Source organism: Aquimarina algiphila, from assembly GCF_007489275.1.
Lineage (GTDB): Bacteria > Bacteroidota > Bacteroidia > Flavobacteriales > Flavobacteriaceae > Aquimarina > Aquimarina algiphila.
This window is the reverse complement of sequence record NZ_VLNR01000008.1, coordinates 1-19,508: the sequence shown is the minus strand read 5'-3', so window position 1 is coordinate 19,508 and position 19,508 is coordinate 1. Positions and strand designations below refer to the sequence as shown.

At 32.1% G+C, this 19,508-nt stretch carries 21 protein-coding genes and 1 riboswitch; of the genes, 8 read left to right on the top strand and 13 right to left on the bottom strand.

Annotated features, from left to right (window positions below; all coding sequences use genetic code 11):
- Positions 1-67: 67 nt before the first annotated feature.
- On the top strand, positions 68-1,369 hold the full coding sequence (locus FOF46_RS05375) for a serine hydrolase domain-containing protein (protein ID WP_143915737.1): 1,302 nt from the start codon (positions 68-70) through the stop codon (positions 1,367-1,369).
- A gap of 93 nt (positions 1,370-1,462) precedes the next feature.
- Here FOF46_RS05375 and FOF46_RS05370 read toward each other — a convergent pair whose 3' ends face one another.
- From FOF46_RS05370 to FOF46_RS31375, 12 genes are all read right to left on the bottom strand, one after another.
- Positions 1,463-1,864 (bottom strand): HIT family protein, encoded by a 402-nt coding sequence (locus FOF46_RS05370; protein WP_143915736.1) that lies wholly within the window; start codon positions 1,862-1,864, stop codon positions 1,463-1,465.
- A gap of 33 nt (positions 1,865-1,897) precedes the next feature.
- Complete coding sequence (locus FOF46_RS05365) at positions 1,898-2,836, bottom strand: sirohydrochlorin chelatase (protein WP_109434049.1); 939 nt, start codon at positions 2,834-2,836, stop codon at positions 1,898-1,900.
- A 71-nt stretch (positions 2,837-2,907) separates the two neighbouring features.
- On the bottom strand, positions 2,908-3,630 hold the full coding sequence (gene cobA / locus FOF46_RS05360; protein ID WP_143915735.1) for a uroporphyrinogen-III C-methyltransferase: 723 nt from the start codon (positions 3,628-3,630) through the stop codon (positions 2,908-2,910).
- 2 nt (positions 3,631-3,632) lie between these two features.
- Positions 3,633-4,445: an NAD(P)-binding domain-containing protein gene (locus tag FOF46_RS05355; protein WP_109434051.1), complete on the bottom strand. Its 813-nt coding sequence runs from the start codon at positions 4,443-4,445 to the stop codon at positions 3,633-3,635.
- Positions 4,435-5,259, bottom strand: coding sequence for a (2Fe-2S) ferredoxin domain-containing protein (locus FOF46_RS05350; RefSeq protein ID WP_109434052.1), 825 nt, complete (start codon positions 5,257-5,259; stop codon positions 4,435-4,437). The genes FOF46_RS05355 and FOF46_RS05350 overlap by 11 nt, the downstream gene beginning before the upstream one ends.
- 2 nt (positions 5,260-5,261) lie before the next feature.
- On the bottom strand, positions 5,262-7,523 hold the full coding sequence (locus FOF46_RS05345) for a TonB-dependent receptor (protein ID WP_143915734.1): 2,262 nt from the start codon (positions 7,521-7,523) through the stop codon (positions 5,262-5,264).
- Between the two features lie 104 nt (positions 7,524-7,627).
- Positions 7,628-7,817, bottom strand: a riboswitch (cobalamin riboswitch).
- A gap of 12 nt (positions 7,818-7,829) precedes the next feature.
- Entirely contained in the window at positions 7,830-8,354 is a 525-nt protein-coding gene (locus FOF46_RS05340) for an AAA family ATPase (RefSeq protein ID WP_109434054.1), read from the bottom strand.
- Positions 8,351-9,280 (bottom strand): adenosylcobinamide-phosphate synthase CbiB, encoded by a 930-nt coding sequence (gene cbiB, locus FOF46_RS05335; protein WP_143915733.1) that lies wholly within the window; start codon positions 9,278-9,280, stop codon positions 8,351-8,353. The genes FOF46_RS05340 and cbiB overlap by 4 nt, the downstream gene beginning before the upstream one ends.
- The gene (locus tag FOF46_RS05330) at positions 9,265-10,284 is read right to left on the bottom strand and encodes a pyridoxal phosphate-dependent aminotransferase (RefSeq protein ID WP_143915732.1); all 1,020 of its coding nucleotides are present in this window, start codon (positions 10,282-10,284) and stop codon (positions 9,265-9,267) included. The genes cbiB and FOF46_RS05330 overlap by 16 nt, the downstream gene beginning before the upstream one ends.
- The gene (locus FOF46_RS05325) at positions 10,281-11,750 is read right to left on the bottom strand and encodes a cobyric acid synthase (RefSeq protein ID WP_143915731.1); all 1,470 of its coding nucleotides are present in this window, start codon (positions 11,748-11,750) and stop codon (positions 10,281-10,283) included. The genes FOF46_RS05330 and FOF46_RS05325 overlap by 4 nt, the downstream gene beginning before the upstream one ends.
- Positions 11,751-11,837: 87 nt before the next feature.
- The gene (locus FOF46_RS05320) at positions 11,838-12,335 is read right to left on the bottom strand and encodes a DinB family protein (RefSeq protein WP_143915730.1); all 498 of its coding nucleotides are present in this window, start codon (positions 12,333-12,335) and stop codon (positions 11,838-11,840) included.
- 106 nt (positions 12,336-12,441) lie between these two features.
- Positions 12,442-12,609, bottom strand: a complete 168-nt coding sequence (locus FOF46_RS31375; protein WP_160114007.1) for a hypothetical protein — start codon at positions 12,607-12,609, stop codon at positions 12,442-12,444.
- A 354-nt stretch (positions 12,610-12,963) separates the two neighbouring features.
- On the opposite strand from FOF46_RS31375, the gene FOF46_RS05315 reads away from it, so the two are divergent.
- The 4 genes from FOF46_RS05315 (at position 12,964) to FOF46_RS05300 (ending at position 17,664) form a co-directional block, all read left to right on the top strand.
- Positions 12,964-14,841 carry a sulfatase family protein gene (locus FOF46_RS05315; protein ID WP_143915729.1) on the top strand — a complete coding sequence of 626 codons (1,878 nt, stop codon included), beginning with the start codon at positions 12,964-12,966 and terminating at the stop codon, positions 14,839-14,841.
- Between the two features lie 381 nt (positions 14,842-15,222).
- On the top strand, positions 15,223-15,921 hold the full coding sequence (locus FOF46_RS05310; RefSeq protein ID WP_143915728.1) for a hypothetical protein: 699 nt from the start codon (positions 15,223-15,225) through the stop codon (positions 15,919-15,921).
- Between the two features lie 898 nt (positions 15,922-16,819).
- Complete coding sequence (locus FOF46_RS05305) at positions 16,820-17,455, top strand: hypothetical protein (RefSeq protein ID WP_143915727.1); 636 nt, start codon at positions 16,820-16,822, stop codon at positions 17,453-17,455.
- Complete coding sequence (locus FOF46_RS05300; RefSeq protein WP_143915726.1) at positions 17,455-17,664, top strand: hypothetical protein; 210 nt, start codon at positions 17,455-17,457, stop codon at positions 17,662-17,664. Before FOF46_RS05305 ends, FOF46_RS05300 begins: the two co-directional genes overlap by 1 nt.
- Positions 17,665-17,669: 5 nt before the next feature.
- Here FOF46_RS05300 and FOF46_RS05295 read toward each other — a convergent pair whose 3' ends face one another.
- Positions 17,670-18,113 (bottom strand): hypothetical protein, encoded by a 444-nt coding sequence (locus FOF46_RS05295; RefSeq protein ID WP_143915725.1) that lies wholly within the window; start codon positions 18,111-18,113, stop codon positions 17,670-17,672.
- A 152-nt stretch (positions 18,114-18,265) separates the two neighbouring features.
- Between FOF46_RS05295 and FOF46_RS05290 the strand changes: the two genes are divergently transcribed.
- From FOF46_RS05290 to FOF46_RS31370, 3 genes are all read left to right on the top strand, one after another.
- Positions 18,266-18,544, top strand: coding sequence for a hypothetical protein (locus tag FOF46_RS05290; protein ID WP_143915724.1), 279 nt, complete (start codon positions 18,266-18,268; stop codon positions 18,542-18,544).
- 131 nt (positions 18,545-18,675) lie between these two features.
- On the top strand, positions 18,676-18,873 hold the full coding sequence (locus tag FOF46_RS05285) for a hypothetical protein (RefSeq protein WP_143915723.1): 198 nt from the start codon (positions 18,676-18,678) through the stop codon (positions 18,871-18,873).
- Between the two features lie 21 nt (positions 18,874-18,894).
- On the top strand, positions 18,895-19,056 hold the full coding sequence (locus FOF46_RS31370) for a hypothetical protein (RefSeq protein ID WP_167571750.1): 162 nt from the start codon (positions 18,895-18,897) through the stop codon (positions 19,054-19,056).
- Positions 19,057-19,508 lie beyond the last annotated feature (452 nt).

The following is a 19,508-nucleotide window of genomic DNA, read 5'->3' as shown; positions in this document are numbered from 1 at the left end:
TCTATTGGTTCATTTATAAGTTTAGTTTTTTATTGATTTGTTATTTAATAAATCAATAAACATCATCATGTACTTTCTCTTAAAAGAAATCGATACTAATTCTTTAAGTTTTAAATTTCTAAATTGGACTTCAATTCCGTTTGATAATACCCTAAAAAAGATACAACAGGTAATATTACTATTATCTATTCTTTTTATGATTCCATCTTGTCAATCAGATGATATCGTTTCAAAGAAGGATGAGGAATTAAATCTCGAATTAGAACAATTATACAAGTCATCACCTCTAGTTGGGTTTTCTGTATCTATTGTAGATAATAATGATGTTTTATATCAAAATTCATTTGGATATGCTGACACAAAGGAAGACAAAAAATATACAGAATATACTACACAAGCTATTGCATCCATCTCTAAAACGGTTATTGCGTTAGCATTAATGAAAGCTGTCGAACAAGAAAAACTTGATTTGGATACCGATATTAACCAATATTTACCTTTTGAAGTAAAACATCCACATTATTTAGAGAAACCTATCACAATCCGCCATTTAGCTACACATACTTCAGGAATTAAAGGCGTTCAAGAAATAGATTATAGGTCTTATATTTTTGAAAATCTTTCTGAAATTGATCTTTCCATTTATCCTCCAGAATCTAAACCTTTTTTTGACTTTGTAAAAGCAAATGTTGATATAGATGATGCTACCTATTTAGAAAAAGCACTTGCTATAGATGGCGAATGGTATGACGTCTCTAATTTTTCAATGAATGCACCTGGAGAAAAATATGAATATAGTAATATAGCTTCAAATTTAGCAGCATATGTTATCGAACACGCAACAGGTATTTCTTATGAAGAATATACCCACCTATACATATTTAAACCTTTAGAAATGAATACAACCAGTTGGGGAAAAGATAACATAACTTCTGATACCCATGCTACATTATATTTGAATAAAGATTTAGAAATCCCTAACTATACTAGAATAGCAGTAGCGTCTGGAGAGTTAACAACAAACAATTCAGACTTTAACAGGTATTTTATAGAAATGATTAAAGGGTATAATGGAAAAGGAAAATTATTATCAACAGAGCATTATAAAGAAATATTTACCCCTCAAACAACTCATGAAGAAATAAAGGATACTACAGGGGGATTATTTTGGATAATTAATAACAAAGGTAATATTGAGCATTCAGGAGGGGGTCTGGGAATTGTTACATCTTGTCTTTTTAACCCTACTACAAATAAAGGATATTATTTTATGACTAATATATTAGAAGATGCTATACTCAACCCTGATGTTTCGACACCAATTAATAAAATTTTGGAAACCTTAGATATATATATGGATAAATATTAGTTTAAAGGATTCAGTAACAAATAGCTGTAAAGAATAGGTTCTTTACTTTTAAATTTTTTTTCTATTATCCCCGTACTGTCGACAATTTCGATTTCATTTAATTTTATCCAGCATATCCTCAAAATCTTTTACTAATTCTGAGTCTTTGTTCCATTTAATATTTTGACCATCTCCTCTTTTTCTGGGAACAATATGGAAATGAAGATGAAATACTTCTTGTTGTGCAACTGCTCCGGAGTTGCTAATAATTTGGATATTATGAATTCCTAGTTTTTCTTCAAATAGCTTAGCAACTTTCTTTACAGAAGTAATTACGCTACGTAATTCTTGCTCTGGAATATCAAAAATAGTAGTATAATGTTTTTTGGGAATGACCAAAGTATGATATCTAGTTGTCGGATATATATCAAAAAAAGCATAGGTATCCTCTGTTTCATATACTTTCCTGGATTTGGCTTCTCCTTTTACAATTTTGCAGAATATACAATCACTCATGAGTTTTTAATATAACTATACAAATTTTATGACTCAAATCCCCAATACCTTTTTAATTTTACTACCCAAAGAGCTTTTAACCTCACCTGGTTTTTCGTCTTCCTCAAAAAGAATTCCTTTTACATTAAGATGATGCCCCACTTGTTCTTTGCCATAATCTTGTTCGAACCCTACTACTTGTTTTCGGTATTTGCAGAGTTGACAATTCATAAAGGCTGTTCCTGTTTTGGCTTCTTCCAACCGCTCATCAAAAGCCTTCATCAATAATTCATCAGTACCAAAAGGAGCAGTATACACATATTCTTGATCAGAGGCTTCATTCATATCGGTCACATGACCATAAATACGCTCTAACAAAACTCCGGTAAAAAAGAAAAAAGGAATGACAATCGTACGTTTAAAACCTAGCTTTTCGATCATTTGCAGAGATTCATCAACCTTTGGATATGCAGTACCACTATATGCTGTGGTAGCAAACCCAAATCCCATTCCTTCCCACAGCATACTGGTTAGTTTACATACATCGCTATTTGCATCTGGGTCAGTTGTACCTCTACCAACAACAACCAAACAGGTTTCTTTTCTATCCATTGGAATTAATGTGGCTTCAGTTTCCTGAATTCGCTTTACAGCAAGATCCAGTAAAAATGAATTCACACCTATATGTTTCCCCATGGTAATGGTTAAATCTTCATGATATCCTTGTATAGTATTGAGTTCATAAGGAATATCATTTTTTGCATGGGATCCTGCAAATAAAATAACCGGGAGCGCATATATTTTTCGAATTCCATTAAGATACATACGTTCTACGGCGGCTTCATAGGTAGGATGATTAAATTCTAAAAAACCATAATCAACTTCATAATCATTTTGATAACGATCTTTTAAAATCGTTACTAATTTTTTAAATGAAGTAATGGCAGCTTTTCTTCGGCTACCATGTCCGCAAAGTAATATACCCTCTTTCATACACTTGATTAAAATAAATATTCAACAACATCGAAAATGGATTCCAGCCTACCCTGGAATAACAAACTTACTTATAAAATTGGATTTGCTCCAATAATTAAAACAACAGGCATTTGCAATGCGCTATTTTTAATTTGTTCTTCTATACTGCCCAAAGTCCCTGTGATTATTTCCTGATGAACGCGGGATACATTAGATGCCGCATTTACAGGAATTGTATCATCTTTACATACCTCTAACAGTTTAGGGATAATTCTATGTAAGCTTTTTAGTCCCATATATATAGAAATTGTATTTCCAGCTTTAAGCATATGCGCTATTCCTGTGAGTTGCTCAAAAGAATAATCTGCGGTATGCGCTGTGCAAATAAGCATAGCATTAGACTTATTCCTTTCTGTAATTGGGATATTAAAAATATTAGCAGCTGCTAATGCTGCAGAAATACCAGGAATAACTTGAAAAGGAATTTTTTTTGATGTAAGATATCTTGCTTCTTCAGCTGCTCTGCCATAAACATAAGGATCTCCTGATTTAAGACGAACTACTTTTTTACCTAAAAGATAATTTGCTTCTAATAACTCATTTATTTTTTGTTGACGTTCTATTTGATCAGAAGTATCTCCAAATTTACGTCCTACATATATTTTTTCTCCATCTGTATTTATAGTCATGATTGTGTCAGAAACCAAATTATCATGAAGAATAACATTTGCTTCTTCTATAAGTCGATGTGCTTTTACAGTTAATAAATCCGGATCTCCAGGACCGGCGCCAACAATAGATACAGGGTACATTTCTAAATTAATTTTAATGGATCAGGATGTATATATGTATACTCCAGTAGTTTTTTACTCTTCGTATTAGAGATAATTTTATACGCGATGTTTTTTTGTTTGACAAAAGTTGGAGGGGTAAGTTTAATTTTATTTGCCGCCAAGGTATAAAAATCTTTGCGCAATGGATGATGGTCTGCACAACCATTAATAATTTCTCCCCAAGCATCTTTTTCTATCACAGCATTAATAAGTCCGATACAATCATCTCTATGAATAACATTGATGGGAGCATCTCCATTTTGAACCTCCTTCTTATTCGCAAGGAATCGCCCAGGTAAACGATCATATCCAATAAGACCACATAATCGAATAATTGTTAATCTTTCTCTTAATTCTTTTTGTAATAGCTGTTCTACAATAGCAACCGCTCTTCCTGATTCTTTTTCAGGTTGAATTTCTATAGTCTCAGTAACCTCATCATTTGTATTCTGATATACAGAAGTAGAGCTAACAAAAATAACTTTCTGGGTTGATGAAATGTATGGAAGTATACTTTGTATCTGTTGTTGGTATATTTCTATGATATTGGGAATACGTTTAGGTGGGAAATTGATAATAACTACTTCACTATCTAAAAGAAAATCCTTATACATTTCTTCAGAGGCTTCACTTAACTTCAGTAAAAATGCTGTAATTCCTTGTGCTTGAAATTCTGAAATTTTACTTGCGGTTGTTGTAGAACCTTTTACAGTACTCCCTTTTGAAATTAAATCAAGAGCAAGTGGTAATCCTAACCATCCACAACCTAATATGCTTATATTTTTAGGAATCATCTTCTACTATTCTAATGTGATCTGGTGACATTGACAAATATATTTTCAGGATATGCTCCCAAGTTTTATTGTCTTCTTCTTTTATCCACATGGTCACCAAATGTTTTCCTTTTTTGTTTTTAAGACGTAATGCCTTGGTAAAGATAGCCTTTTTTTTCAGCCAGATCACTTCTGCAACGCTTACTTTGCGATCCGCTATCTCTTCAGGAATATCTTTAGGAATGCCGGCAATAGCTAATGTTAATTTTAATTGTTCTCCTGTTATTTTTACTTCGTATTTATCACTATAATCTACTTGATGAGGTTGATCAATATTCAACATAGAGTCTTCTCCAACTTGTACAGCTATTGGCCTGGGAGTTTGAAAGAAATATTGAAATAATGGATATAAATGTTGGTCTGAAGCAAATGCTCTTGCTATTAAGATCTCACCATGTATCTCTTCAGTTTTACATTTAAAAACGGGAGGGGATACTGTTTTTTCATTTTCTGTTAATAATACAGACCATCCTTCCTGATACAATAGATATTCTTCTGTTGGTTGATTCTCCTGGGTATGAGATTTCATAATAGCTACTGCTTTCTCAGGAGTTAAGTTTTTATACCAAAAATTACCAGGTTGTACTATCCAGGTAGGTGCATCTTCACATCTACCGTTACACCTGGTTTTTATGGTGTGTGTATTATCCCACAACCCTTCATTACGAAGATATGCTCTTGCTTCTCGCACTGCTATTTCGCTCTTAGCTTTTTGACAAGAACCTCCATCACAAAATTGAAAGGTAGTTGTTACTTTTGGTATGTTTTTTCCCATGATTAGAAGAAATATGTTAGACTTAATTTAGCTAAAAAAGGATTCCCCGGCGTAAAATGAAAATCATCAACCGGAGCAGGTTCGTTTTGAAGTTGCGAAGAATCATAAAACAATGCTTCTATCCACTCCTGGTCAAATATATTTTCTACCGATAATCCAATCTCATAAGAGGGTTGAGTATAATTAATCACTGCATCCATCAAAAAATATTCATCTGCAATTACAGATTCATCTTCTATCAGCGGTCGCTCTCCAAGAAACCTATACCTAAGAGATCCTTTAATCCCGTTTTTAAGTTTTAAAGTAGCACCACCTGTTGAAGTGAACCTAGGAGCAGAAGGTATTTTATTGGCATCTTCAGGTTCATCTAGCAAAGTACCATAACTATAATTTAGATCAGTATCTATCCAAAAAAATGATAATGGTTGATAACGAAAAGAGGCTTCGCCTCCAACTCTTTCTGATCGTCCTTTGTTTTCGAACTCAAAGCCATCATCTGGAACAAATACGAATTCGGCATCACTTTTAAGATACCAAGCAGAAATATTCGCTATAAATCGATTTCCGATCTTAAATTCTGTTCCAAGATCATACCCTACAGCTTTAGGCAAAGGATGTATTGACTTTTGATTTACCGCTGCCTGAGAGTAATTTGAATGAAAACCAGAACTTGCCTTTGCATATAATTGCATTTTTTCGGTAAGGTCATAGAAAAGACTTATTTTAGGGCTAAATCTAAAAGCATCTGTTTTACCTTTAGTCCGTTCTGGAACTAGTTCCTCCAAGTCAAAAGTAAAATAATCGCCTCTCAAACCTGCTAGAATCGAAAATTTATTAGTCAATTTTAATCGCTCTTTTATATATACACTATAATTGGTCTCTTTAATTTTGAATGTGTTGACTGTTTCTAAAGTCTCCCTTCGAATACTATTGTTTAATCCAATCCTATTGTTATTGTATAACACACTTAATCCAAAATCTGTTTTACTCCCCAGGTTTCCGATTTTGGTATTCCAAGAAAGTTCCCCATTATAACCAAACATATCACGATCTTCAAATTGATGTATCATATCCCCAAAAATTGGATCATTTTGGAAAAATGTAAAATTAGAGTAGAGGTTATATAGATTCGATAAGTAATATATTTGATTTTTAAAGGATACCTTATCTGATAAAAGTGACTCTAATTGAAAGTTTATATGGATACGTTCAGTATCTCCACCTTCAGTATCATCTATGGCACCAAATCGATCAATACTCCCTGATTGAATAGCTCTTAAAGGGATTTGTCCAGAAGCATTCCAATTACTATGAAAGGTAGATATAGAAGTAGTTAATGTATTTTGATCATTTATATCTAAAGCATATTTAGACAAAGTATTTAATCGTCTTAGGTTTTGTGGACTATCAAAAAAACTTTTGTTGTATGTTCCTTCTATGGCTATGTAAGCATTTTCATAATTTTTGGATAAAAAATTCTTTTTGTCCAACAGTGTAACCATTCCCAATGCTCGAACAAAATCGTACTGCCCATATTCAAGTTTAATCGAATTTTTATTAAGTCTTCTTTTTGTAGTATATGAAGCTGCTCCAGAAACTGCAAAATTCCCTATAGATGTCTCATGAGGACCTTTATAATAGTTTGCATCTTCTACTGTTTCAGGAATAAGGAAGTGTAAATCTGCATATCCCTGTCCATGAGCATGCGAACTTAAATTAACAGGTATATCGTCAACAAATACGGCAAAATCAGTACCGTGATCATTATCAAAACCTCGTAAAAAAATTTGTTCGGCTTTACCACCTCCTGCATGTTGAGCAATAAACAAACCCGGAACTGCTTTTAATAAATCCTGAGCACTGTTAATAGGCCTCAGTTTTAATGATATTTTGGATACTTGATTTACTCCAATCTCTTTCTTTTTATCAGATTGAATAACTATTTCTGATAATTCTGTAATAGAATGGGGAAGACCAATATTTAAAGTTTGCTCTTTTTCTTTTAAATTAATTTTTTTGGTAATTGTGCTATATCCAATGGCAGAAAATTGAATATTGTGTTGGCCTTTTGGTAATGTTATTTGATATCGTCCATCTAAATCGCTATTGACTGTATTATTGTATTCTGCAATTTGAATAGAAACGTCCGGAATATTAGAACCAGTATTGGCATCTTTTATAATTCCTTTTAAAATAGTGTTGGATTGTGAAAAGCCGGAAAGCCCCATAAATGCCAATACGCCACTAAACATAATTTTTTTCATTAAAAAGTTAAGTTAAGTGGGAAAAGTTATAGAAATAAAAAGAATCCTTCTATAATCTTAAAGAACGATCCTTAGTTATATCTAACTCTTTACCCGAGAGTTATTATTAAAATGATATTATGGCAGGTCTCCTGACTTTACACGATTACAATCACCTTCCCATAGGGTTACTACAGTGGTATACCGATCATAATTTTTTAAGTATGTATTACAGTTGCGGGAACAGTTTTGGATTTTCACCAAATTCCCTTTTCATCTTTTATCTCTAAAAGAACCATAAATCGACAGCGAAGATACTTTTTTTGTTTAAATAATTGATCTTATAAAATCAACACGTTTTGTTAAAGTTGTTTTTGGTAATATTTCTATATTAAAGTGTAATTCTTCATAGATTTCTAAAAGATGTTTATGGATTTGTATTGATTCTTCTCTAGATTGAGGACGTTGAGGATCATTAATATAAATTTCTCCCCAAGGTGGTGCCAGAAATACAGTACTAGCGTAATATGTTGTATAAGGAAAATCTAACAGATATTGTGGAGTGGAACAGAGTTTTGTTTTTAAATAAGCAATAGTATCAGGTAATCCCCGATCTACAAAAGTAGTTTGATTAACAGGGTTTTGTAACTCTTTTATTGTCTGTTGATATACTAAATCTACAAAACCAGAAAGATCTCCCCAAGGGGTTTTATTTTTTCCTATTTGTTGTTGTTCTTTGATTATTTTCCTTGATATTTCTTCATAACACAAATATCCATTTTTTTGTAGCTCATTAATTAAACTTGTCTTTCCTGTACCAGGAGCTCCAGTTATGATATATCTTCTGTTCATGGTAAGAAAAAATATATGCTACAAATTATTGCAACAAAAACAAAAGTCACTTTTTGGTTAATTCCTGCTACAGCTTTTATCTCACGATCTTCTATGATTCTATCATTTGTTCCTATATAAGGTTTATTTACCAGTTTTTTATGATAATAGTTTGGTCCTCCAAATTTACAATCCAGAATTGCTGCCAATGCGGCTTCTGGATATCCCGCATTTGGACTTGCATGTTGTTTCCCGTATTTAAGCACAAAAGGAATCTTATGAAGTTTAGCAGTTACCACTAGCATTAAAATTGCAGTGATTCTAGCCGGTAGATAGTTAACAACATCATCCAACTTAGCCGCAAATTTTCCAAAATTGATATAGCGTTCACTTTTATATCCAATCATAGAATCTAATGTATTAATCATTTTATACCCCATAGCCCCAGAAATTCCAAACAACGCATAATAAAAAAGTGGTGCAATAACACCATCGCTAAGGTTTTCTGACATCGTTTCAAAAACGGCTGTTTTTATTTGTTGTTCATTTAACTGATCTGTCTCTCGTCCTACTATCCAGGATAATCGTTTTCGACCTTGATTTACCCCTTGTTTTAAGGCTTTAAAAACTGCTTTTCCTTCATCGATCAAACTCTTATTTGCCAGAGCAAAAAACACAAATATGGAGGTAAAAATATAATACCCTATCGGAAAAAGTTGCAACAATTTTTGAGCCGTATAAAAAAATAGTAATACAATACTTACTAATAATAATGTAAGTAACATTCCTTTGACAAAAATAAAGGAGCCTGTATTCATTTTTTTTTCTCCGATCGCAATAGTGTTTCCAAATAACCGTATTGGATGCGGAAGCCATCTTGGATCTCCAAGTATTAAATCAAGCACGTATCCAATGATTAAAGGAACTATTATTAATGTATACTCCATTCTTTCAAAGCATTAATCAGTAGTTCATTCTTTTTAGAATCTTGACTTGCAATTCGAATATAATGCTTATCCAAACCTCTAAAATTTGAAGCATCTCTTATTAATAATTGATGAGTATATGCTAAATAATCTTTCAATTTTGAAGCATCTGGTGTTTTTAGTTGTACTAAAAAATAATTTGTTTCTGAAGGTATAACCGTAAAATGATTTAGGGAGTCAATTTGTTTTTGCAAGGTTTTACTATATGTTAGGAGTATCTCCATATTTGGGTATATTGTGTCGTAATTATCAAAGATATATTTACCAGCTTCTATCGCCATTGCATTAACACTCCATGGCATTTTAGAGTGTTGAAGTCTACTTTTTGTTTCTGGATTACATACGATATACCCTAATCTTAACCCCGGTATAGAGAACAATTTGGTCAACGATTTTACGATAATAAGATTATCAAATTCTTCTAATAAAGGAATGCAAGAAGTAATCTGAACAGTAAAATCTATATATGCTTCATCGATTACAAATATTGTATCAGGATATTTGATTAATAATGCTCGTATTTCTAAAATTGTAGTACTAAAACCATCTGGATTATTCGGATTACAAGCAAACACTAAATCGTCTTCAAAATTTGTGTGCTGTAGATCTACTCGTTTATAATAACGAAGATGCATTTTGTTCCTTGCACAGGCATCTTCATATTCAGAGAATGTGGGAACGCCTATTGCTGCTTTCTTATCATAAAATAAAGTAGCAATTAAATAGAACGCTTCTGTTGCTCCATTCGTAATTAATATGTTATCCGGTTTCAACTGATGATGTGATGCTATTTTCTCTGCCAATTCATCTGCATTAGGAGTTGGATAATTTGCTATAGCGGGCAGATGTTCTCTAAGATGAGATAAGAGTTTCTCAGAAGTTCTTTCATACCAAACATTAGAACTAAAATTAGCTTTAAAATCTGTTGCATATCGATATCCATCATCGCCGTGTCCGTAGATCATGATGTTAACTGCATTTCTAAGATTATAGCTTCTATGTTTATGTGCTTTTCTAATAAATTAGCGAGCTTATCATAATTCTCTTCTTTGTATGCTTTGTAATCAAAATTTGTTTCTAATTTTTCTGAAGAGAAATTTCTCAATATATCTTCTATCACAACAGCATTATCCAAAATACCATGAATATAAGTACCCCAACAATTTTTCTGTCGATATCCTTCAGTCTGTCCTCCTATTTGATTTAAAGGTGCTGTATGTTCAAAAGTAGTTTCTCCCATATGAATCTCATATCCTGTACATATTTCTGGATATTCTTTGAACTTGAAACTACATTGTGTAGTCGTTTTTTCTGCAGTCAATTCTGTTATAATGGGTATAATCCCAAGCCCTGGAAGCGTATTTACATCACTTTCTACTCCTAAAGGATCATCTATACGATTTCCTAACATCTGATACCCTCCGCAAATACCGATAATTATTTTTTGGGATTCATGAGCTTTCAAAATCACTTCTGCAATTCCCTTTTCTCTAAGAAATAAAAGATCCTGAATAGTATTTTTACTTCCCGGAAGTATAATAACATCTGCTTCGGCAATACTTTTAGGATCATTAGAATAAAACAAATGCGTTCTTGGATCTTTTTCTAACACATTAAAATCAGTATAGTTAGAGATATAAGGAAGTAATACGATTGCTATATTAATACTTCCACTAACAGCAGTGTTCTTCTTTTTTTGTAACCCCACAGAATCTTCTTCTTCAATATAAATATCTTGTGCATAAGGCACAATTCCTAACACAGGAATTCCGGTAAGTTTTTCCAGCATATTTTTTCCTTCTTCAAATAAAGAAATATCACCTCTAAACTTATTAATGATAATTCCTTTTATCAATTTCTTTTCCCAAGGTTCTAGCAAAGCTATAGATCCATATACACTTGCAAAAACACCTCCTCTATCAATATCTGCTATCAAGTATACATCTGCATTTGCGGCTTGTGCCATCCTCATATTGACAATATCCCGATGTTTTAAATTGAGTTCACTAATACTTCCAGCCCCTTCTAAAACAATTGGGCTATATCTTTCTTGCAATCGAAAAAATGCAGTCTTAGCCTCTTCAAACAAATGTGTTTTATTATTTCCTAAAAAATAGTCCTTTATGGTTTGATCACCAATAGGTTTACCATGTAATACTACCTGAGATTTATTTGCGCCAGAAGGTTTTAACAGGATAGGGTTCATGTCTGTAGAACAATCAATATTACAAGCTTCGGCTTGCACTGCTTGCGCTCTTCCGATCTCCAGTCCATCTGGAGTTACAAAGCTATTAAGCGACATATTTTGTGCTTTGAAAGGAGCTGGAGTATAACCTCTTTGTTTTAAGAGTCTACAGATACCCGTAACCAACATACTTTTTCCAACATCAGAGCCCGTGCCCACGAACATAATAGGGCGTGATTTTTTCATGCTTATTTACTCGGTGAATTGATCCCAAAATTAGGTAAATAATTTGATTTTTGTGGTCTAAGCAGAATACCTTTATATTTAAAGTAATTATATCTGGCATCTTTTCATAATCCATTTTATTTGCCCTAGATGACTAATTTCATCATCTACAAAATGTTTTATCATATAGTAATTATTTAGGATCGGTATATGTTGATTACGAGTAAAGACCCAATTGTCATCATAGTTTTTAAGGTTTTCCAAAGTATGTTGTCTCACTTCATATAACTCTGATAAATAATATTCTAAATCATTGCTATGAATTTTTCGTGTATTCATATATTCTGGGGCTGCATCTTTATGTCTTTCTTCTTCTTGAGCATTGATTAATCTATCATAAAAAAGAGGTCTTTGATAATAGAATTCTGAGCCAGCAATATGAAATAACAACATCCCAATGCTATTACTCTTATCATCTACATAAAAGTCTAATTCTTTGGGTGTTAAACTTTTCACTATTCGCAAAGTAACATCTCTGGTATGGTTCATCTGGGAAACTAGCATTCCAATATGAATGTCGTATTCTTTACTCGGTAAAAGTATCATGATACTATGTATTTTAAAACAAAATGACTACTGAAGGGCAAAATAAAAGAGATCGACTCAATGGCTATAAGACGATCTCTTTTGTTATCGATATTTATACCATATTCTATTTAACATGATCAGTACAACTCCTATAATCTGTTTGACAATCATCACAAGTACCATAATCATTTGTACAAAATAATGCTGCTCTACCACCATTAATAGTGCTACTTTCTAATTTTGAAATCTGAATTTTTTTAAGACTCAAACCGATCTTTTTTTTATTTTTCATCTTATTTCTAATTTAATTACCTCTTACTCTATTACACAGGATTTTCAGAAAACTCCTCATTATTAAACTTTAATATATACTCTTCTTTATTCTATGATTTTTTCAGATTCTACTTCTTATTTAACATAAATATATAGACAAAGAAAACAGGTATCATACAGAAATACTTATTCCATACTTCCTGATATTTATTTGTTTACGATGAGTCAATATTTGTTCTAGAGTTATCTTTTATTTTTAAAAACCTAGAAGTAAAAAGATCAAAAACATTTATATTGAGCTCATTATCAAATCTAAAAAAGGTCAATCTCCTATTCTATATTTCTTACATTAGCTACTACAATCAATTTTCACATGATAAAATACATTCAAGAGCTATCTATAATTTCAATTCTAACTATTATTTTGTTAGCTCCTGCTTCTTCATGTAGTCAGGATAAAAACAGGATTGAAAAACCAAACATCGTTTGGATAACTTCAGAGGATAATTCAAAACATTATCTAAAGATGTTTGATGATAATGGAATTTCGACTCCTAATATTGAATCGCTTGCAGAGCATGGTATAGTTTTTCATCGGGCATTTTCAAACGCCCCAGTTTGTAGCGTTGCTCGTTCTGCGATAATTTCGGGGATTTATGGCCCAAAAATAGCTGCTCAATATCATAGAAAAATAGCAACAGTTCCTATGCCTGATTCAATATTGATGTTTCCAGCTTATTTACGTGAAGCAGGGTATTACACTACCAATAATAGCAAAGAAGATTATAATATAATTAAAGGAGATAGTGTATGGGATGAGTCCTCTAGAAAAGCATCATGGAGGAATCGATCAGAAGAGCAGCCCTTTTTTCATGTCTTTAATATTCATAATACCCATGAAGGAGAGTTACATTTTACAAAGAAGGAAATGGAATCGAATCCTACTAAAACAGACGAGAATTCCTTCAAAATACAACCTAATCATCCTGATACTAAAACTTTTAGATATTCAAACGCTCTTTATCGCGATAAGATTCAAGAGATGGATGCTAAAGTAGGTGAGGTAATTAACGAACTTAAAAAAGATGATTTACTTGAAAACACATTTATATTTTATTTTGGAGATCATGGAGGAATTTTACCCGGAAGTAAAGGGTATCTATATGAAACAGGACTACATGTACCTCTTGTAATTCATGTTCCTAAAAAATACGAACACTTAGGGAATGTTAAAAAAAGAAGTATGATTAAAGGGATGGTAAGCTTTATTGACTTAGCTCCAACTGTATTGAATTTAGCAGGAGCTCAGATTCCGGAGGGATTAGATGGAAAAGCATTTTTGGGAGAGAATATTGACCTTGAGGAAGTCGACACTAGAGATGAAACATTTAGTTATGCCGATCGATTTGATGAAAAATATGATCAGATACGTGCCATTCGTAAAGGAAAATTTAAATATATCAGAAACTATCAACCTTTTAATTATGATGGTATTATGAATAATTATCGATACAAACAATTAGCTTATCAAGAATGGCAATCCTTATATGAAGAAGGCAAATTAAATGACATACAATCTGCTTTCTTCAAAGATCGTGAGCCAGAAATGCTTTTTGACATAGAATCTGATCCATTCGAAACTAAAAATCTTATTGATGATCCAAAATATCATGATATTTCTAATGATATGCGTCAACGATTAAACAAATGGGTAAAACAAATGCCTGACTTGTCTTTTTTTCCAGAACATTTTTTAATCGAAAATGCTATTGATAACCCAGTCGAATATGGGAGATTACATATCGATCAAATCCATAAATATATAGATATTTCGAACTTATGCTTATCAAAATTTAAAAATGTAAAACAACAGGTCATTACCAGCTTAACTTCTGAGGACCCTTGGGAAAGATACTGGGGATTAATTACATGTAGCAACTTTAGAGAAGATGCTAAATCTTTGGAGTCTATAATACAAGCTATTGCTCATAATGATCCAGAAAATTTAAATCGTGTTCGGGCTGCCGAATATTTGGGTATAACAAAGCGTGAAGATCCTTCAGCTATTATGACTACTGCATTATACAATTCTAAAAAACCTGCAGAGGCACTATTAATATTGAATTCGATTGTATTGATGCAATCCAATAAGTACAGCTATAAATTTGAATTACAACTTAACAATATTTCAGCAAATCTTATAAAGAACAGAGATATTAAAAGCAGACTAGAATTCTTAAATATTTTATAGTCTTAATTTTTATCTATCCAAAATCTGATGTTTGCGCTAAGACACTTATTGTATAGGACATAATTAATAATATTATGAAGGTTTATTCTTTTTATTTTATGTAATGGTTGTATTCAATTTGGCTTATGCAGTATAAAACATTATTAGACTTTGAACTACTGCATATAAATTACCTCGGGGTAAGCCCACTAAGCATTAGTTGAGGGGAAAATTCTATTTCCAGGTAAGCCTCGGGATATTATACCCTTTGCCGGTGCCAATAAAATCACAAAACCGATTCCATTTTTAACTTCTAATTAACATATCTCATCTGCCCAGTTTCATTTTTTGAAACTGGCATGTGTTATCCTTGTAGATTATTAATTTATAACAATATTAAAAATGTCAAAAGAAAATTATGACGTCAAGTTAAGCGTATTAGAAGCTTTACCACAAGACGATGTACAACCTCCAAAAAACCCTATAGATACCTATGTACAGGAGGCAGAAAATCTATTTATATGGGTACAAGAGGATGAAGAAACACTAAGCAGTAAAGGGTTAGATTGGGATTTCTATGTGGTCGATCTGCCTATTCGCACGGGAGCCTGTCGATATGCACAAGCAGTTTGGATGAAAGAACGGTATAACCGGGAAGAAGCAGCCAAAATATGGAAAGAAGAATCGCCCAAAGCGTATGAGTTTAGAAACGATTTACTGGCCGACTTGCGTTTTGCGTTTCGCAAACGTTCTGATTTATTATCTCGTGTACGTGCCATTGCAGATGGGGAAGGAGATGCAGATATGATCCAGGACCTAATGGATATCAGTGTTTTGGGTAAGGCGAATATACCAGAACTGGAAAAAGTAAAATATGACCTTAGAAATCTGGATATTGCAGCTCAAAAATCAGACAGTTTGGCAGAATTACTGGCCAAGGCTAATGGTACTACTTTGGATAACTCTAAAGCCAAGGAACTAAGAGATAGAGCCTATATCCACCTTAAGGAAGCTATGGATGAGATACGGGATACGGGTAAATATGCGTTTAGAAAGGACCCCGAACGCTATAAGGGGTATATTAGCCGATATAAAAGGTAATCATCCCTTGCTATGACTAGCCCGCGGGGTAGTTAAGGTACAGCGCGTAGCGCGCGTTCCTTTTCTTATTGCGCGGGTTATTATTTTTTATACGCGGGTGGCTGAAACCTCTGCGCGCATTAGATACAGTACAACGCGTGTACCTTACCTCATCACGCGCTGTACCCCAATCGTTACGCACTGTCTCTTCCTGCTAACGCGCACAGCCCCCATATATCAGCGCCAGGGATAAAATATCCCGCGCTATCCCTGTTTGGGTAAGCGCTATCGATAACCTCTCACGCGCCGGGATTTTTTTATATGTATCAATAAGTATGAAGATTAGAAAAATCAGGCAGAACACACTCTCTAAATACGATTATCATAATGAATTGTCAATAATGTATACATCTGGACAACGACAAGGAAGATTTGTAAACCTAAGTTAAAAAGGTAAAAGAAAATTGAAATATATAGTCATTTTTGAATTTTAAATGAATCTCTAGAATTCCACAAAAATTAAACCATAATGTTTTTACGGTTATAAAGTACTCGTTATTAAACTATTGATTCTTAACACATACTATTTACATTTCCAAAAATTAACAATTTGACGTTTTAAGTCTGAAAATCAAGTGAAAAAGGTGGTTTTTTCCGCTTTTTTGGCATAAAAAAGGTGGCAAAAGTACACTTAAATTAACAGAAAACCAGTAGTCGGTTTTTAAAAATATTGATTTATTTTAGCCTGTAAATCAACGCTTTGCAGCTATTAAAAGTAAGGCAATAACATTCATTATTTTTTAAAAATTTGACATTATGAGAAATTTCCCAATTTATTTAAAAGCTATTTTCCTATTTTTATCCATCGCGGTTTTAACAAGCTGTGAATCTGAATCTGTTAATGAAGAAATAGGAATAAATGAACAAGATACATTCCAAGGCGATAAAGACGAAGTGGTTCCTCCTGGGGATAGGGGTTAGTAAGATTATTAACATAATAATTATTATAGGTGTTGTGGCTGCTGCCATAGCACCTTTTGTGCATATTCTTTTCCCAAAAGAGTCATCAGAAAAAGTATTTGGATTTCCGAGTATGAGAGTTTTCTTATTTTCTATAGGACTACCTATATCTCTCTTTATATTATCCCTTTTTATAGCCTTTTTTTCAAATTTCATAGAATTAAAAGAATATAAAAAGTCTATGAGAATAGGTAGTATTTGTTTTCTTTTCACTTCTTCATACTTTATCATTTGGACATTCTGGTATAGAGCTGATTTTGATATTTATCTTTATTATGGGGCAATGGTAATAGTATCTATATTTGCCAGTTTTGCAATTTCTAGATTACTCCAATCTGTAACAAAAAAAATATCAAAACTAAAATCTATTTCTGAAAAGATTCCCAATCTAGACAAACGAATAAAAACAGTGAATGATATTGCCAGTATAATGCCGGATGACAATGATGATCTAGTAACATATAAAGCAATGGTTGATGTAACTGGCGATAATTTAAAAGAAACAATCACAGAAATCAAAAAAGATTTGAATTAATGGCGAGCAAGGATAATCTTAACCATCTATCCAGAGAAGAACTTCTAAAAAAATTAAAGCGAGAATTTGAAGAATCTGAAACACTTCAGTGGTTTATTGAAGTTGAAATTAAAAGATTAACTACAAAAGGTAGTAGTTATGAAGAATTAAAAAAATTGGCTAAACTTTCTGAAGAACAAATCTCTAAATCTAATAAGAAAAACAAATAAATCCACTAGGAAGCATCATTGTTTTGCTTTATTCCCGCTAAGTAATTAGAGATGATTTCATAAAATTTATCATCCTTAATTAATTCTAAGAGTTTCTGAGATGCAAAAGTATTTATTTCCTTACCTATAATATACTTAAAAGCAGATTGTATATCCTCATCAACAGTTAACAGACGAATTAACTCATCTTTTACCTTGTCATCAGCTTTACTTTCCTTCAAAGTGGGTTTTTCAGGTTTTTGAGTTATTGTTGACTCTTTATCTCCCTTAATAAGCCAACTTAGATCAACATCAGGATAATAGTCTATAAACTTTAATATGTTATCTTCTGTGATACCACTTTTACTATCTAATACTCCACGAGTAATTCCCGTTTCCTTATAAAATTTATATTTAGTTATACCATTAGCTGCAATATATTCAAGCATTCTTTTTTTGATAGACGACATTTTTTGCTCTTTTTAATTAATAAACAAAATATATTGTTTATATTTGATTAATTAAACGAAATATAATGTTCAAATATAAATATTTATTACGGTATAACCGTAATTTTTACTCTTATTTAACATTGATTAGTAACAAAATTAATTAAAGACCTATGCTTAAGAAAGAAATACACGATAAAAATAGAGTATTGCCTATTCAGCACATGCCAAATATAACATATGAAAGAAATGTTTTTAATCTTCTACAAATTAATCCTGATCATTTTGATCAATGTGTACAAAACAATAAAACATATGCCCTTCTATTAAGAAACTGGGTAGAGGAATGTTTAGAACAAAATACACCTGTAAAAACAGTAGCAAAAAAAATTAAACAATCAGGAGTATTACACTACATGGAATTAAAACCAAAATTGAAATTTGCAATATAATAATACACTCAAAGCGCACTAATACTTAATAACAAACTCTAATCGTCATATCATTTTAAAGTATTAAAAACATCTATGACCTCTAAATTATAAGATAGATGTTTTTTAAAGTTTTGATATAAAAATATGATATGAAGAAATCCAACGTAAGGCAGCGTGTAGAAAATTGGTTACACGCTAAAGGACACTTAATAAATAAAAATGCTTTTGAACGAGAAATAAAGGTATCAAAAGGTATTGTACAGAAATATATTAAATATGATAAAAAAATAAGTGATAAACATATTAAGGAGCTCTACAAATTGATCAAGAAATTTAGAGAGATTTAGTAATTCAAATTATCACTTATCATGTTACCTGATCATATCGATGATTTACCCATAGAAGTCCTTTTAAAAGGATTAAAAAAAATAGATATCGACATAGGAGAGTTTATGTATCAACTTCTAAACGATAACCCTAAAGCAATAATGATTTATGCCAGAATATACATAGAATACAATACTAGTTAAGTTTTCCCCATAATCTTAACTCAAGCTCTAAATCGAATAAAACCTGCTTATGCTTTTTTAAACATAAAAGAACATTTTAGATACCTGTTTAGAAAAGCAATACAGATTTCTGTAATGCTTTCATTTAATGTTGTCCTAATTTCGCAAAATGATTTATCGTTCACAGAAAAATGATAAAGACTTGAAACTTTAACATTGTCATTTTACAGAATCCCGAAAAATGAAACTGGCGTGCTGTAATATTGCAATGAATAACAACGCAAAATAATAACCTAAACAAATATCAATGAAAAAAACGCTCTTATTACTTAGTTTGTTAGTCGCATTTACCGCATGCGTAACTAACGACGATAAACCACCTTTTAACGAACCTGACCCACCAAACTATGAATATACTCAAGAAGAAAAAGATGCTGAAATTCTTAGAATTGAAGAGTATATAAAACAGTTTG